The organism is Paenarthrobacter sp. 10L412, assembly GCF_056395565.1.
In genome coordinates, this window is sequence record NZ_JBFTJT010000016.1 from 1 (window position 1) to 14,483 (window position 14,483).

General features: G+C 60.9%; 15 protein-coding genes and 1 tRNA gene. 12 read left to right on the forward strand and 4 right to left on the reverse strand.

Annotation, left to right across the window (positions count from 1 at the left end):
- The first annotated feature begins 548 nt into the window (after positions 1–548).
- The 7 genes from AC1DD7_RS19935 (at position 549) to AC1DD7_RS19965 (ending at position 5,538) form a co-directional block, all read left to right on the forward strand.
- Entirely contained in the window at positions 549–968 is a 420-nt protein-coding gene (locus tag AC1DD7_RS19935; protein ID WP_431115512.1) for a DUF3052 domain-containing protein, read from the forward strand.
- Positions 965–1,468 (forward strand): peroxiredoxin, encoded by a 504-nt coding sequence (locus AC1DD7_RS19940; RefSeq protein ID WP_477516303.1) that lies wholly within the window; start codon positions 965–967, stop codon positions 1,466–1,468. The genes AC1DD7_RS19935 and AC1DD7_RS19940 overlap by 4 nt, the downstream gene beginning before the upstream one ends.
- 23 nt (positions 1,469–1,491) lie before the next feature.
- Positions 1,492–2,421, forward strand: a complete 930-nt coding sequence (locus AC1DD7_RS19945; protein WP_477516304.1) for an NAD-dependent protein deacetylase — start codon at positions 1,492–1,494, stop codon at positions 2,419–2,421.
- Positions 2,422–2,476: 55 nt separating this feature from the next.
- Positions 2,477–2,552 (forward strand) — tRNA-Val (locus AC1DD7_RS19950).
- A gap of 135 nt (positions 2,553–2,687) precedes the next feature.
- The gene (locus AC1DD7_RS19955; protein WP_477516305.1) at positions 2,688–2,978 is read left to right on the forward strand and encodes a hypothetical protein; all 291 of its coding nucleotides are present in this window, start codon (positions 2,688–2,690) and stop codon (positions 2,976–2,978) included.
- Between the two features lie 248 nt (positions 2,979–3,226).
- Positions 3,227–4,021 (forward strand): IclR family transcriptional regulator, encoded by a 795-nt coding sequence (locus tag AC1DD7_RS19960; protein ID WP_431115508.1) that lies wholly within the window; start codon positions 3,227–3,229, stop codon positions 4,019–4,021.
- 158 nt (positions 4,022–4,179) lie between these two features.
- A complete protein-coding gene (locus tag AC1DD7_RS19965) occupies positions 4,180–5,538 on the forward strand; it encodes an MFS transporter (RefSeq protein ID WP_477516306.1) in 1,359 nt (452 codons plus the stop codon).
- 99 nt (positions 5,539–5,637) lie between these two features.
- On the opposite strand, the gene AC1DD7_RS19970 is transcribed toward AC1DD7_RS19965, so the two are convergent.
- Positions 5,638–6,705: a D-2-hydroxyacid dehydrogenase gene (locus AC1DD7_RS19970; protein WP_477516307.1), complete on the reverse strand. Its 1,068-nt coding sequence runs from the start codon at positions 6,703–6,705 to the stop codon at positions 5,638–5,640.
- Between the two features lie 85 nt (positions 6,706–6,790).
- Here AC1DD7_RS19970 and AC1DD7_RS19975 point away from each other — a divergent pair, with 85 nt between their 5' ends.
- From AC1DD7_RS19975 to AC1DD7_RS19985, 3 genes are read left to right on the forward strand one after another with little or no spacing between them, the layout of a single operon-like run.
- A complete protein-coding gene (locus AC1DD7_RS19975) occupies positions 6,791–7,690 on the forward strand; it encodes an NAD(P)-dependent oxidoreductase (RefSeq protein WP_477516308.1) in 900 nt (299 codons plus the stop codon).
- A 48-nt stretch (positions 7,691–7,738) separates the two neighbouring features.
- The gene (locus AC1DD7_RS19980; RefSeq protein WP_431115504.1) at positions 7,739–8,509 is read left to right on the forward strand and encodes an SDR family oxidoreductase; all 771 of its coding nucleotides are present in this window, start codon (positions 7,739–7,741) and stop codon (positions 8,507–8,509) included.
- Positions 8,509–9,558, forward strand: a complete 1,050-nt coding sequence (locus AC1DD7_RS19985; protein ID WP_431115503.1) for an L-idonate 5-dehydrogenase — start codon at positions 8,509–8,511, stop codon at positions 9,556–9,558. Before AC1DD7_RS19980 ends, AC1DD7_RS19985 begins: the two co-directional genes overlap by 1 nt.
- Here the strand turns inward: AC1DD7_RS19985 and AC1DD7_RS19990 are convergent.
- A complete protein-coding gene (locus AC1DD7_RS19990) occupies positions 9,555–10,283 on the reverse strand; it encodes a FadR/GntR family transcriptional regulator (RefSeq protein ID WP_216925444.1) in 729 nt (242 codons plus the stop codon). The genes AC1DD7_RS19985 and AC1DD7_RS19990 overlap by 4 nt on opposite strands.
- 250 nt (positions 10,284–10,533) lie before the next feature.
- Here AC1DD7_RS19990 and gndA point away from each other — a divergent pair, with 250 nt between their 5' ends.
- Positions 10,534–11,970 carry an NADP-dependent phosphogluconate dehydrogenase gene (gene gndA / locus AC1DD7_RS19995; protein WP_477516309.1) on the forward strand — a complete coding sequence of 479 codons (1,437 nt, stop codon included), beginning with the start codon at positions 10,534–10,536 and terminating at the stop codon, positions 11,968–11,970.
- 112 nt (positions 11,971–12,082) lie between these two features.
- Entirely contained in the window at positions 12,083–12,916 is an 834-nt protein-coding gene (locus AC1DD7_RS20000) for an oxidoreductase (protein WP_477516310.1), read from the forward strand.
- 5 nt (positions 12,917–12,921) lie between these two features.
- Here AC1DD7_RS20000 and epsC read toward each other — a convergent pair whose 3' ends face one another.
- The gene (epsC, locus tag AC1DD7_RS20005) at positions 12,922–13,506 is read right to left on the reverse strand and encodes a serine O-acetyltransferase EpsC (protein ID WP_223933212.1); all 585 of its coding nucleotides are present in this window, start codon (positions 13,504–13,506) and stop codon (positions 12,922–12,924) included.
- A gap of 41 nt (positions 13,507–13,547) precedes the next feature.
- Positions 13,548–14,483 (reverse strand): cysteine synthase A, encoded by a 936-nt coding sequence (gene cysK / locus AC1DD7_RS20010; RefSeq protein WP_431115500.1) that lies wholly within the window; start codon positions 14,481–14,483, stop codon positions 13,548–13,550.

The window sequence follows — 14,483 nt, forward strand, 5'->3', positions numbered from 1 at the left end:
TACTGGGCACGCTCCGTGCCCTGCTCCGCGATCAACGCATCAAGGGACTCAATCCACTCCGCGGTCTCTTCCGGATCACGATCAGGCAGCTGGGCAGTCAACCCGCTGAGGATGTGTGAGGTCTCTTCTCCTGCAGCCACGTCCAACCTTCCTTTAGGCGCATGCATCGGCGCCTCAGGTCTGGCAGGGTAACTGCCCGTCATGAACGCGTCGTGTGCGACATCTCGGTTTCAACAGCCCGGTCGGATGCGCCGGGCAGGTCTTGTGAGCGCATGGCTGCCCAGTAGAATTCCTCGGGGCGATCGCCCTGCAGCCAAAGCGCTCATGGCCACTCTAGCTTTGACAGCGCTGGGATGCGTAGCCGTGGGGCTTCAGGGGCGTTGTATGTCACATCTTGGTGCTCTCCGTGACGGATGCCACGTGATTGTCACAGCTTCGAAACACCCTAGGTAGTGCGGAATATGCGTCATCGCAGGGACAATGGCTTGAAGCACACGCCCAAAGGGTGTTGGCTGTTAGTAATGGAAGTCACTTCAAAAGGAGGAAACGTGAGCGAGGCCGACGCCGCCACATCGGTAAATGTGGCGGAAAGATTGGGTTTCAAAGACGGGGATCTGATTCAGGAACGCGGCTACGACGACGACGTCGATTTCGACTTGCGTGACGACATTGAAGATGTCACGGGCTCTGAGCTGTTGGATGAAGATGATCATGACGTCGTAGACGCTGTTATTTGCTGGTGGCGGGACGGCGATGGTGACCTGGTCGATGCTCTGATGGATTCGCTCACCACCTTGAAAGAGGGCGGCGTGGTGTGGGTTCTTACCCCCAAATCCGGCCGCGACAACTACGTCTCTCCGGCGGACATCCAGGACGCGGCGCCCACCTCGGGGCTGCACCTGACCACTTCTGCCCCGGTATCCAAGGACTGGAGCGCCACCCGCCTGGTGCCGAAGAAGAACAAGTGACGGAAGTCCAGCAAGCGCCGGCCCCCGTGCTCGTTCCCGGGATCGGAGAGGTAGCGCCTGACTTTGAACTGCTGAATCAATATGGCGAGCCGGTCCGTTTGTCGGATTTCAGGGGTCGCAACGTTGTGGTGGTGTTCTATCCGTTCGCTTTCTCCGGCATCTGCACGGGAGAACTGTGTGAGATTCGCGACAATATCGGCGCCTTCGAAGACTCGAACGCCACGGTCCTTGCGATCTCCGTAGACAGCAAATTTGCTTTGCGAGCGTACGCGGAGCAGGAACGCTACGAGTTCGATCTTTTGGCTGATTTCTGGCCACATGGAGCTGTGGCACAGGCTTACGGTGTCTTTGATCCCCGGAGCGGGATGGCTCTTAGGGGAACGTTCATCATTGATGTCGAAGGATTGATCCGTTACGTGGTGGTCAATCCGCGGGGACAGGCGAGGGACCTCGCTGGCTACCGCCAGGCGCTCTCTGAATTGAGTGTGCAGCGGGGGTGAACCAAGTGCGGCCCGGTGTTGGTATGACTGGCTTCGCCAGCATGGAGCCGGCTATCGCGGCCACCTTGGAGGCCGGGGAAGAGGCGGCGTTGAAGGAGGCCCTGGACATCCTTGGCGGCAAGCGGCTGGCCATGCTCACCGGGGCCGGACTGAGCACCGATTCGGGTATTCCGGACTACCGGGGACCTGGTTCAGCGCCACGGAGCCCCATGACCTATCAGGAATTCATCGGCAGTGCCGCCAATCGACGGCGGTATTGGGCCCGGAACCATATCGGCTGGTCCCACCTGCGGCATGCTGATCCAAATACCGGCCACGCCGCCGTCGCCCTCATGGAACGGCGAGGTCTGCTGACCGGCCTCATCACCCAAAACGTCGACAGACTCCATGAGGACGCCGGGAGCATTAATGTTGTGGATCTGCATGGGCGCTTCGATCAGGTGATTTGCCTTGAGAACGGACACATTTTTTCCAGAAAGCTCCTCGCCGCCATCCTTGAGGAGCTGAATCCGGGGTTCGTAGCAGCCGCGCTTGAGGCGGGTGTGGTGGAGATGGCACCCGACGCTGACGCCACCGTGGAAGATCCCGAACTTATCAAGTCATTCGTGGTGGCAGTCTGTCCTGTCTGCGGCGGCACGCTGAAGCCTGACTTCGTCTACTTTGGCGAAAATGTTCCTAAAACCCGCGTCGAACGGGCTTATGCCATGGTGGACGCAGGCGGAGCTCTCTTGGTTGCCGGCTCCTCGCTCACGGTGATGAGTGGGTTGAGGTTCGTGCGCCATGCGGCGAAGGCAAGCAAGCCGGTGGTCATCATCAACAGGGGAATCACGCGAGGTGACGAATTTGCCGCGCTGAAACTTGAAGTGGGAGTGAGCGGCGCCCTGGATTATCTCGCGCGGAATTTGCCTGACCTTCCTGTAGCGGAGGACTCGATTGGTGTTTCGCCCGAATGATCATGTAGAGTCATTGTTCGTTGGTTGAAGCGCTAAGGCACTGATACTGAACTTTGGGTCTTTAGCTCAGCTGGTAGAGCGCCACGTTTACACCGTGGATGTCATCGGTTCGATCCCGGTAGGACCCACCAAGAAACCCCGTCATCCAGGACCGCAAGGTTCGAAGATGGCGGGGTTTTCCTTTTCCCGAAAAAGCCAGGACACAAAGAGCCAGGACACAAATAGCCCGGACAAAAAAGTCAGTGCCCACGCCTAATGTCTGGCTTATGGAACAGGTATACATCCGCACTACAGGGGGCGGCACGGCAACTACGGTGGTCCGGGGCGGCCGGGAATGGCAGATTGCCGAAGAGCCATTCCGATGGTTCGAGAGGGTGCCGTGGTGGGAGAGCTCCAAGCGCATGCCCCGGGGGCAGGGCCGCGTGGATGTTGAGGTCTTGCAAGTCCAGGTGCGGCTGGGAAGCAACGCCATGTCCAGCCTGGCAACCTGGGAACTCGTGCGCGACGGAAGCGGTGGCGGCTGGTACCTGCGTGGCGAGGAGCGGGCGGCTGCGTAGGATTCGCGCCGGGAAATGGATGAGCTCTCCACCACGACTATTGGGGGATGCCGCGGTGGAGAGCTCGAAAATGAATATACAGCGAACTTTTCGGTTTGGAAAGTAAAGCCCTCCTTAAGGCCTTGTGTGTCGACAAAGTCCCCATTCCTCCCGGCGGGACAGCAGGCAATCACACTATGATGGGTAGTGTTCAGCTGAATGAACAGCCGTTAGACACGACGTCCGGTTTGATATGACGAAGGAGAATCATGGCCGATTCCCGCACTGCCCGGTCCGAAGGACTGGGCGCCTCATCGCCGGCACCTGCGGTCACCCGCGCCGCGGCCGTTCTGGAAGCATTGGCAGAATCGCCGTCGGGCCGCCTCACCCTGAGTGATCTGTCCAGGGAGTTGGGAATCCCTAAATCGTCCACGTCCAATCTGCTGCTGGCACTGGAAGAAGCGCGGCTTATTACCAGGCAGGGCGCGGACTTTGGCTTGGGGCGAAAGCTCGTGGAGCTGGGCGCAGCCTACTTGAGCCGTTTGGACGAAGTGCAGGAGTTCTACAAGTACTGTGAACAGGCACCCACCCTGTCCGGAGAAACTGTCCGCATTGCCATGTTGGACGGGGACCATGTCATTTACCTTGCCCGCTATGAGGGTCATCCTGCAGTTCGACTGACCTCCAACATAGGCGACAAGATGCCGGTCTCCCTCTGCAGTGTAGGAAAGGCGCTCCTGGCGCAATTGCATGATCACGACATCGATGCCATGTTCCCGGATGGCATGGAACTTCCGGTCATGACGCCCAACTCACTGCGCACTGCCGAGGAACTGAAGGCGCAGATCGCCACGATCCGCAAGCAGGGTTTTGCCTTTGAAGACGAAGAATCCACCGTAGGCGTGGTGTGCCTTGCCGTTCCGGTGCCCACCCACGGTGCACATGGTCCCAGCCTGGGGCTCTCAGTCACTGCACTGAAAGCGACGTATTCAGAGGAGCAGGGTGCGCTCATGGTCAAGGAACTCAAGGAACTGGCCCGTTCCCTGGGGAATCCGATGGGTTGATGCGGTGCTGCACGTCACAATCGTCGGGTTTTGAATAAATCTGATTTCAATCTTGGCACTGCGTTCAACAAGCTGTACTCTGTTCACCATAGTGATCTTGGCGGTGATGCCATCGCTATCTCGCCGGGCCAACGGGGGCCTGGGGTGATTTTGAGGGAGTGCTTGTGACAACTCGTACTAATGCAAAGCTCGCAGCTGAGGCTGACGATGCAGTGGTTGAGCCGGAACAGCTTCGCAGGGCGACGCTGGCCAGCTCCGTGGGTTCTGCCCTGGAGTACTACGATTTCTACATTTATGGCCTGGCCTCGGCCTTGATCTTCGGGCCTCTGTTCTTCAAACCCTTGGGTGAGAGTGGGGCTTTGATCGCGTCCTTTGCCACCTACGGCGTCGGATTTGCGGCCAGGCCGTTCGGCGGTATTTTCTTCGGATTCATCGGAGACAGGTTTGGCCGCAAAATGGTCCTCCTGCTGACAATTGGCATGATGGGACTCGCAAGCTTTGCCATCGGCCTGCTGCCCACCTTCGAGCAGGCCGGAATGCTCGGCGCTGTACTCCTGGTGGCGTTGCGCATCATCCAGGGCTTGGGTGCCGGAGCGGAACAGGCTGGAGCCACAACCCTGATATCAGAAGTGGCTCCGCCGAAGCGTCGCGGGTACTTCGCGTCGCTGCCATTCGTGGGCATTCAGCTCGGCACGCTCCTGGGCGCCGGAACTTTCGCACTGTTGCAGCTGGCGGATAGGGATGCTTTCGAGGCGTGGCTCTGGAGGGTGCCGTTTCTTGCCAGCTTTGTCCTGATCATTGTTGCCGTCTTCATTCGCCTGAGGTTGAAGGAAACCCCGGTATTCCAGGAATTGGAGAAGCACAAGAATGTGGTCAAGAACCCTGTCGGCCAACTTTGGAAGCACTCCAGAAGGAACGTGCTGGTTGGTATAGGACTCCGTATGGGAGAGAACGGCAACTCTTCCATCTATTCGGCTCTGCTGATCTCCTTCATGTCGGTCAAGGAAGGTGTCTTCCCTGGGGACAAGTTCATTGGCCCTGTGGGACTTCTGATTGCCGCTGGATTCGCAGCCGTCATGGTGGTGACTTTCGGAGCACTGTCTGACCGCTTTGGCCGCGTTCGGGTTTACCGCTATGGTGCCTTGTTCCAGGCGGTCTTTGCCATCCCCGCTTTCTATCTGGTGACTCTCGGAAACGTGACCCTCGTATGGGCAGTCATGGTGGTTGGTATCGCGCTGGGTGTCCAGTCCATGCTTGGCCCGCAGTGCCCGTTGCTACCTGAACTGTTTGGTTCCCAGTACCGCTTCACCGGAGTTGCGCTCAGCAGGGAAATCTCCGCAGTGCTGGCCGGCGGCCTTGTGCCCCTGCTCGGCGCCATCCTCCTGGCAGCCACGCATAACTCCTGGGTTGTTCTCGCGGTCTACTCGCTCGTGTTGGCGCTGATTTCCTTCATCACCACATTCTTTACGCCTGAAACAGCTGGGCGGGACCTTCTTTCCCTTGAGGACGCGAAGTAGCCCACTGGCAGCTGCCAAGCATTGGCGCAGAAAAACATCGGCGCAAGAAAGGCTCCGACCCCTTGGGGTCGGAGCCTTTTGCATCAGAGCTTACTGGGCCTAGTAGAAGTGGACCGGATCCACCAGGTGGGGAAGGTCGCCACCGTCCAGGAACGTGCGGAGGTTGCCGCAGAAGCGTTCCGCGATGAGGCGGTTTTCGGCGGAGCTCAGTGCAGACGTGTGCGGCGATACCAGCACCTTGGGGTGGTTCCACAGGGGGCTGTCCTGCGGGAGCGGCTCGACGGCAAAGACGTCCAGGCAGGCATAGCCAACCTGGCCGCTGTTGAGGGCCTCAAGAAGGGCGTCCTCGTCCACCACTGTGCCACGGCCAACGTTGACGAACACGGTACCCGGCTTCATTGCGGAGAAGATGTCGGTGCTGAACAGCTTCTCTGTGTATGGAGTGCCGGGAAGGGTGTTCACTACAGCGTCAGCGTCGGCAACCAGACCCGCAAGGCCGTCATTGTTGGTGACCTTGTCGATGCCTTCTATGGCCTCTACGTTGCGTTTGGTGCCGCTGACCTTCATCCCCAGGGCACGGGCAATACGTGCGGTTTCCATGCCGATCTCGCCAAGCCCGGCAATGACCACCTTGGATCCGTTGACCAACTTGGTGGGTGTTCGCAATTCGGGCCAAACCTTGGCCGCTTGGTCCTGGGCCATTTCGGCGCCGCGCTTGAAGCCGTTAAGGATGCCAAAGGCGGAGAATTCCGCGAGCGGCAACGCGTGGACTCCGGCCGACGTAGTGACGCGGAATTTTCGGAGCGTCTCAGTATCCAGCCCCGAAGCCTTAACGGCTCCGCCGGCCCCAGCGGCCATGGCGTGAATCCATTGAAGGTGGGGATTGCTCCGGGCAATCCGGGCAAGGCCGGCGGGGCTTTCGTTAGGGAAGCCGTACAGAACCTGGGCCCGGTTGAGCATGGCCCAGTAGCGTTCTTCCTGCTCTGGCGTCCGCTTGAAATCCGGGTCCCCGCTGTGGTCGGCAGGGAAGCGCTCGGGCGGAAGGAGATCTGGTTCGTACAGGACAGTTACGGAAGGATCCACGGCGCGAATACGCTCCACATGCTCAACTTCGAGCGGTACAGCGATCGCGATGGTAAGTTCATCAGTCGTCATAGTGTTCATCATACTGAATGGAGGCTAGGATATTGAACAGTTGATTTTGATTGGGACAAACTTTTGATGGACACAAAGAAGTGAGGTTCTTCACGACATGACCAGCAAACGTGTGGGTTTCGTAGGCTTGGGACTCATGGGAGCTCCCATGGCGGCCAACATCGCTGAAGCAGGATGGGTTGTCAAGGCGTGGAACCGTTCCGAGGCTGTTTTTGAAGGCCTTGCCGGCATCAGCCGGGTGGGGACCGTTGCCCAACTCCGGGACGAACCGGCGATCGTTTTCATGCTCCCCGATTTGCCCTTCATTGAATCTGCAGCAGAAGGCTTGCTCGATGCGTGGGGGTCGGAACCGCCCCAGCCGGGGACCGCCGTCGTGATTATGAGCAGCGTTTCGCCAACGGATGTCCGGCAGTTCGGCGAAAGAGTCCATCAGGCCAGCAGTGGAAATGCTGTGGTGGTTGATGCGCCAGTAAGCGGCGGCACTATAGGCGCCGAAAACGGAACCTTGGCCATTATGGCAGGAGCGTCCGAAGCGGACTTTGAACGGCTTCAGCCACTCTTGGAAACCATGGGGACAACAGTCCGCCGGATGGGCCCACTGGGATCAGGCTCGCTCGCCAAGGCTTGTAATCAACTGATCGTCGGGACTACGACGGCGGCACTTGCCGAGGCTGCTGAACTTGCCGAGCGCTCCGGAATGGATGTTGCCGCCCTGTATGAGGTCCTCGCAGGGGGCTTGGCCGGAAGCCGGGTGCTGGAGATAGTCGGGCCACGCTTGGCGGCCAAGGACTATGCCCCCACCGGACCGGCCAAGTTCATGCACAAGGATTTGGCCTTCGTGATCCAAAGCGCCGAAAGTGTGGGCTCCCCGGTACCCATGGCCTCTGCGGCCATCGAGCTTTACGGCGAGCTTAAACGCCAAGGACTTGGCGATCAGGACCTCGCCGTCGTTCGCCAAGCGATAGCCAATCTTGCCATGTCCTCGGCTGCCAACTAAATGCCGGCCAAAGAAACCTGTCCAGACAAGAAGGAATGCTAAAGAAACATGAGTGGATTGTTTGATCTGAGTGGGCGCGTGGCGTTGGTGACGGGTTCGAGCCGGGGGATTGGTAACGCGTTGGCCCGGGGCCTGGCTGATGCTGGTGCGACGGTGGTATTGAACGGGATCAACCCCGAACGGTTGGAAGCGGCGTGTGAGGCTCTGGCGGCTGACTACCCTGCGGGGAGGGTCCACAGCCGGGCGTTTGATGTGACGGACGCGGCTTCGGCTGCCGAAGGAGTGGCGTGGATCGAGGCCAACGTTGGCCCGCTGGACATCCTGGTCAATAATGCCGGGATCCAGCACCGGGTTCCCATGCTTGACCTGGATGTCAGGGACTGGGACCGGGTGATCAACACGGATTTGACCAGCGCCTTCTTGGTGGGCCGGGAAGCGGCCCGGCATATGATTCCCAGGGGCCGGGGGAAGATCATTAACATCTGCTCGGTCCAGACGGACCTTGCCCGCCCTACGATTGCCCCGTATGTGGCGGCGAAGGGCGGGCTGCGTAACCTGACCCGCGCGATGACTGCTGAATGGGCCGCTTCGGGGTTGCAGATCAACGGCATCGCTCCGGGGTACATCCATACGGAAATGACGCAGAACCTGGTTGATGACGAAGCGTTTAATTCCTGGATCCTCGGCAGGACGCCTGCCCACCGATGGGGCACGGTCGCTGACCTGGCCGGGCCTGTTGTGTGGCTTGCGTCCCAGGGGTCCAATTTTGTCAATGGCCAGACGATCTTCGTCGATGGCGGAATGACGGTGGTGGTCTGATGGGCATCACCCTCCCAGCCTCCGGCCCCGCGGTCGTCGCCCATGCCAAGGGGGACCTGCGGATCGAAGACGTCCCGCTGAGGACCCCGGCGCCGGATGAGTCGATCGTGGAGATCGCTTACGGCGGGATCTGCGGTTCGGACCTGCACTATTGGTTGCATGGTGCCGCGGGGGAATCGATCCTGAAGGCCCCGCTGGTCCTGGGCCATGAAATTGTCGGGGTCGTCCTCGAGCAGGCGCCCGATGGCAGCGGCCCTGTGGCCGGCACCCCGGTGGCCGTGCACCCGGCGACGCCGGGCCCGGGCGGGGCACGCTACCCGGAAGAGCGGCCCAACCTTTCTCCGGGCTGCACGTATTTGGGCAGTGCGGCACGGTTTCCGCACACCGACGGCGCCTTTAGCCGCTACGCCACCCTTCCCTCAAGGATGCTCCGTGCCCTTCCGGAAACCCTGGATCTGCGGACCGCGGCGCTGGTGGAACCGGCCAGCGTGGCCTGGCATGCGGTTGCCCGGGCTGGCGACGTGGCGGGAAAGACGGCCCTCGTGATCGGCAGCGGCCCGATCGGTGCCTTGACCGTCGCCGTCCTGAAGCGCGCTGGCGCGGCCCGGATTGTTGCCGTCGACATGCATGACAAACCGCTGGAAATCGCCCAAGCCGTCGGAGCCGATGCGGTCCTCAAGGGTGACGAAGCGGACGCCATCGCAGCAGTGGACGCCGACGTCGTCATTGAGTCCTCCGGCAGCCATCACGGTCTTGCCTCGGCGATCAAGGGAGCCACGCGCGGCGGGAAAGTGGTGATGGTGGGGCTGCTGCCCTCGGGCCCGCAGCCGGTCTTCATCTCCCTGGCCATCACCCGCGAACTGGAACTGTTGGGATCCTTCCGGTTCAACAACGAAATCGACGACGTCATCGCAGCGTTGGCCGACGGGTCCCTGTTCGTGGACCCCGTGATAACGCACGAATTCGACCTCGCACACGGCCTCGAGGCATTCGAAGTAGCCAGGAACTCAGCCGAGTCCGGCAAAGTCCTGCTGAACTTCCAGGATTAGTTTTTCGCCACCGGTACGAAGACGCGGGGCTGGTCGTTCCAGCTGGGGGCCAGCTCCGCGATCGTTTGGCGCATTATTTTTCCGGCCGCATCCCTGGCCTGCTGGCCGTCACCGGCGTCGATGGCGTGGGCGACGTCGATATGCCACTGCAGCGCCTGCTTCTGCGGGTGCTCCGGCATGAGTCCGTGCACCGTACGTCCCGTGAGGGTCTCTGTTACCTGGCCAATCAGGTTGGCAAACATTTCGTTTCCAGAGCCTGACAGCACCAGTGCATGGAACCGGATATCGAGGTCAAGGAAGCGAGGCATGTCTCCGGCGTCGCCGGCTTCCTTCATCGCCAGTGAAATATCCACGAGTTCCCGGCGCAGGGTTTCCGGAGCGTTTCCAGCTGCGAGTTCCGCAGCAACAGGCTCGACGGCGGAACGCAGCTCCGCGAGCGACCTCAGTTGGGCGCCGCGGCCCTCGCCAGCCAAGCGCCAGCGAATGACCAACGGATCAAAGGGATTCCAACGATGTGCCGGGAGGACGCGGATTCCGACACGCTTGATGGTCTCCACCAAGCCCAGCGACTGCAGGACGCGGACGGCCTCCCGGACCACCGAGCGCGAAACGTTGAGCTCGTCCTCCAAATGTTCGGCCAGCATGACGTGGCCGGTGGGAAGGGCGCCGCCCACAATCCGGGTTCCCAGATGCTCTACGGCGCGGTGGTGGAGGCTGGTTGACATAGACGTAAGCATAGTGGGGCGAAGACATTCCGCGTGTAGCATCTCATGCCTTTCGGCACCCGTCGGAGTCCGCGGAAGTCCCGCACATCATAGACTGTTTATGACGCGGCGCCGTTCCAAAACGTGGGCGCCGCTTTCCTGCTCATGGCTTAAATACGTATGGTTTATTACAGCCCCTGGTTTTGAAATCGCTTCCTGCGTGCCCGCAGGACTGTTTGTACACGTTGTACACGATCGAATTGGAGTTTTGATGTCAGCACACATCGGTGTCACCGGCCTTGCGGTGATGGGCGCCAACCTGGCCCGCAACCTTGCCCGCAACGGCTTCACCGTGGCTCTCCACAACCGCTCCGTGGAAAAGACCGACGCCCTCCTGGAAAAGCACGGCACGGACGGCGACTTCATCCGCACGGAAACGCTGCAGGAACTCGTCGATTCCCTCGAAAAGCCCCGCCGTGTCCTGATCATGGTCAAGGCAGGTGCTCCCGTTGACAACGTGATCGAGCAGCTCGAACCGCTGCTCGACGCCGGGGACATCATCATCGATGCCGGGAACTCGCACTATGAGGACACCCGCCGGCGGGAAGCCGCGCTGGCCAAGAAGGACCTGCACTTCGTTGGCGTCGGCGTTTCCGGTGGCGAAGAAGGTGCCCTGAACGGTCCTTCGATCATGCCCGGCGGCTCCAGGGAGTCCTATGACGCCCTCGGCCCGCTGCTGGAGAAGATTGCGGCAAAGGTCGACGGCGAACCGTGCTGCGCGTGGATCGGCACCGACGGCGCCGGCCACTTCGTCAAGATGGTCCACAACGGCATCGAATACGCCGACATGCAGGTCATCGGTGAAGCATTTGATCTCCTCCGCTCCGGCGCCGGCATTGAGCCCGCCGAGCAGTCCAGGATTTTCGCTGAGTGGAACAAGGGCGATCTGTCCTCCTTCCTGATCGAAATCTCCGCCGAGGTCCTGGGCCACGTTGACGCCAAGACCGGCAAGCCGTTCGTTGACGTCGTCGTGGATGCCGCAGGCCAGAAGGGAACCGGACGCTGGACGGTCATCTCCGCCCTGGAACTCGGCTCCCCGGTTTCCGGCATCGCCGAGTCCGTTTTCGCCCGCGCACTGTCCTCACAGGCCGAGCAGCGCAAGCTTGGCCAGGAACTGCTGGCCGGCGAAGAGGCTTCCGTGGAGATCCCCGAGACGTTCGTTGAGGACGTCCGCCAGGCACTGTATGCCTCCAAGCTGGTTTCCTACGCCCAGGGCCTGGACATGCTGACCTCCGCTGCCAAGGAGTACGGCTGGGACCTCAAGCTGGACGAGATCGCCTCGCTGTGGCGTGCAGGTTGCATCATTCGCGCCGAACTGCTCAAGGACATCACCAAGGCCTACGCTGCCGAGGAGAAGCCTGCCAACCTGCTGTTCGCGCCGGCTTTCACCAAGGCCATCGCCGAGGCTCTCCCGGCCTGGCGCCGCGTTGTGGCCACCGCTGTCCAGTTGGGCATCCCGGTACCGGTCTTCTCCTCCTCGCTGGCGTACTACGACGGCCTGCGCCGCAAGCGCGTTGCCGCTGCGCTGATCCAGGGCCAGCGCGACCTCTTCGGTGCGCACACCTACGGCCGCGTTGATGCCGAAGGTACGTTCCACACGCTGTGGGGCGAAGACAAGTCCGAAATCTCGGCCGTCGACACCCACTAAGTTCCACCGCAAGGCCGGTTCTTCCCCGATACGCTGGGAGGAGCCGGCCTTTGCCGTGCCGGAACGGGTACTGGGCCATCGCGCGGGTGCCACGAGCCAAGGAGCCAGTGCCATGACCGAACGCATCGCTTTCGTCACGGGGGCGTCTACCGGCATTGGTTTCGAGACGGCGCGTGCCCTGAGGTCCGAAGGGTTCATTGTCTACGCCGGCGCGCGTCGGGTGGAGAAGATGCATCCGCTTAAGGCACAGGGAATCACCGTCATGCACCTGGATGTCACCATCGAGGACTCCATGGCCTCAGCTGTGGCGCTTGTTGAAGCCGCACACGGGCACATAGATGTCCTGGTGAACAACGCAGGGTACGGCTCCTACGGCTCCCTGGAAGAGGTTCCCTTGGCCGAAGGCAGGCGCCAGTTCGAGGTGAACGTGATGGGTCTGGCAAGGATGACTCAACTCGTTATTCCCAGGATGCGGCAAGCCGGTTCCGGTCGGATCATCAACGTCTCGTCCATCGGCGGAAGAATTTATGAGCCCTTGGGCGCTTGGTACCACGGGACAAAATTCGCGGTGGAGGGGATGAGCGATTCCTTGCGGCTTGAGTTGAAACCGCACGGCATCGACGTCGTCCTTATTGAACCTGCCGGAACAGACACCGAATGGGGCACCATTGCCGGGGAAGGCCTGTTATCGGCGTCCGGTAGAGGTCCATACAAGGGGCAGGCCCACGTCATGGCAGCAGCCTTGGCGTCAACATCCGGACAGCTGATATCTACGCCTCCGAGGGTAGTGGCCAGAGCAATAGTTCGCGCGTCAACGGCAAAACGCCCCAAGACCCGCTACCCGGTGGGTAGGGGAGCCTGGAGCGTCCTGGCCTTACGGAGGGTTCTTCCTGACCGCGTCTTTGACGCCGTTCTCTGGAACTCCTACAAGAGGTTTACCGGCTAACTCAGCTAGATCCGGTATTCGATGTAGTACTCAGCCGGGTCAACCGCCGGTTTGGTTTCGGATTTCGCGTCGCGGTGCCGCCATGTGGCCGGAATGCCCGTGATGATCGACTCCGGGGGAGCGTTCTTCACCACTACGGCGTTCGCGCCAATCGCGCTGTCTGCACCGATCGTAATGGGACCCAGGACCTTGGCGCCTGCGCCGATGGTCACACGATCCCCGATGGTGGGATGGCGCTTGACCTTGGCAAGGGACCGGCCGCCGAGCGTCACACCGTGGTAGATCATCACGTCCTCGCCGATTTCAGCAGTTTCACCGATAACGACGCCCATGCCATGGTCGATGAAGAAACGCCGGCCGATGGTTGCGCCGGGATGGATCTCGATGCCCGTCAGGAATCTCGCCAACTGGGAGATCAGGCGGGCAGGGAAGCGAAGTGCCGGGTTTTGCCAGAGCTTGTGGGTCACGCGGTGAGCCCAGATGGCGTGCAGGCCGGAGTAGGCGAAAAAGTTCTCAAAAGAACCTCGAGCCGCCGGGTCATGTGACCGGGCGGCATCGAGGTCTTCCTTAAGCCTTGCGAAGAAGCTCACAAAGACCTTTCTACAGGAAATGAATGCTTGCGGGCGAAGTGTTAGCCGCGGATATCGTCAAAGAGCACAGTGGAGATGTAACGTTCTCCGAAGTCCGGCACGATCACGACGATCAGCTTGCCCTTGTTCTCGGGACGCTTGGCCACTTCCAGTGCGCCCCATACTGCGGCGCCGCCGGAGATGCCGGCGAGGACGCCTTCCTTGGAACCCAAGGCGCGGGCGGTGGCAACCGAGTCTTCAAGCGTGGCGTCGAGAACTTCGTCGTAGACGTTGGTGTCAAGGACTTCCGGGATGAAGTTGGCGCCCAGGCCCTGGATCTTGTGGGGACCGGGGCTGCCGCCATTAAGGATGGGGGAGTCCTTGGGCTCAACGGCAATGATCTGGACTTCGGGCTTGCGCTCCTTAAGGACTTGCCCGACGCCGGTCACGGTACCGCCGGTACCGATGCCGCCAACAAAGATGTCTACTTCGCCATCTGTGTCCGCCCAGATTTCCTCGGCAGTGGTGTTGCGGTGGATCTCCGGGTTGGCCGGGTTGGCGAACTGCTGCGCCCAGATGGCGTTCTCGGTGTTGGCAACAATTTCCTGGGCCTTTTCAACAGCGCCCCGCATGCCTTCGGAACCCGGAGTCAGCACGATCTCTGCACCATAGGCGCGAAGCATGACACGACGTTCGGTGGACATGGTCTCAGGCATGGTCAGGATGACCTTGTACCCGCGTGCGGCACCAACAAGGGCAAGCGCGATTCCGGTGTTCCCGGAGGTGCCTTCCACAATTGTTCCACCCGGCTTCAAGGCACCGGACTTTTCGGCGGCGTCAATGATGGCCACACCGATGCGGTCCTTCACGCTGTTGGCCGGGTTGTAGAACTCAAGCTTGACCGCAACGGTGGCCTCAAGGCCCTCGGTCAGCCGGTTCAAACGGACCAGCGGAGTGCGGCCGACCAGCTGGGTGACGTCGTCGTAGATCCTTGCCAT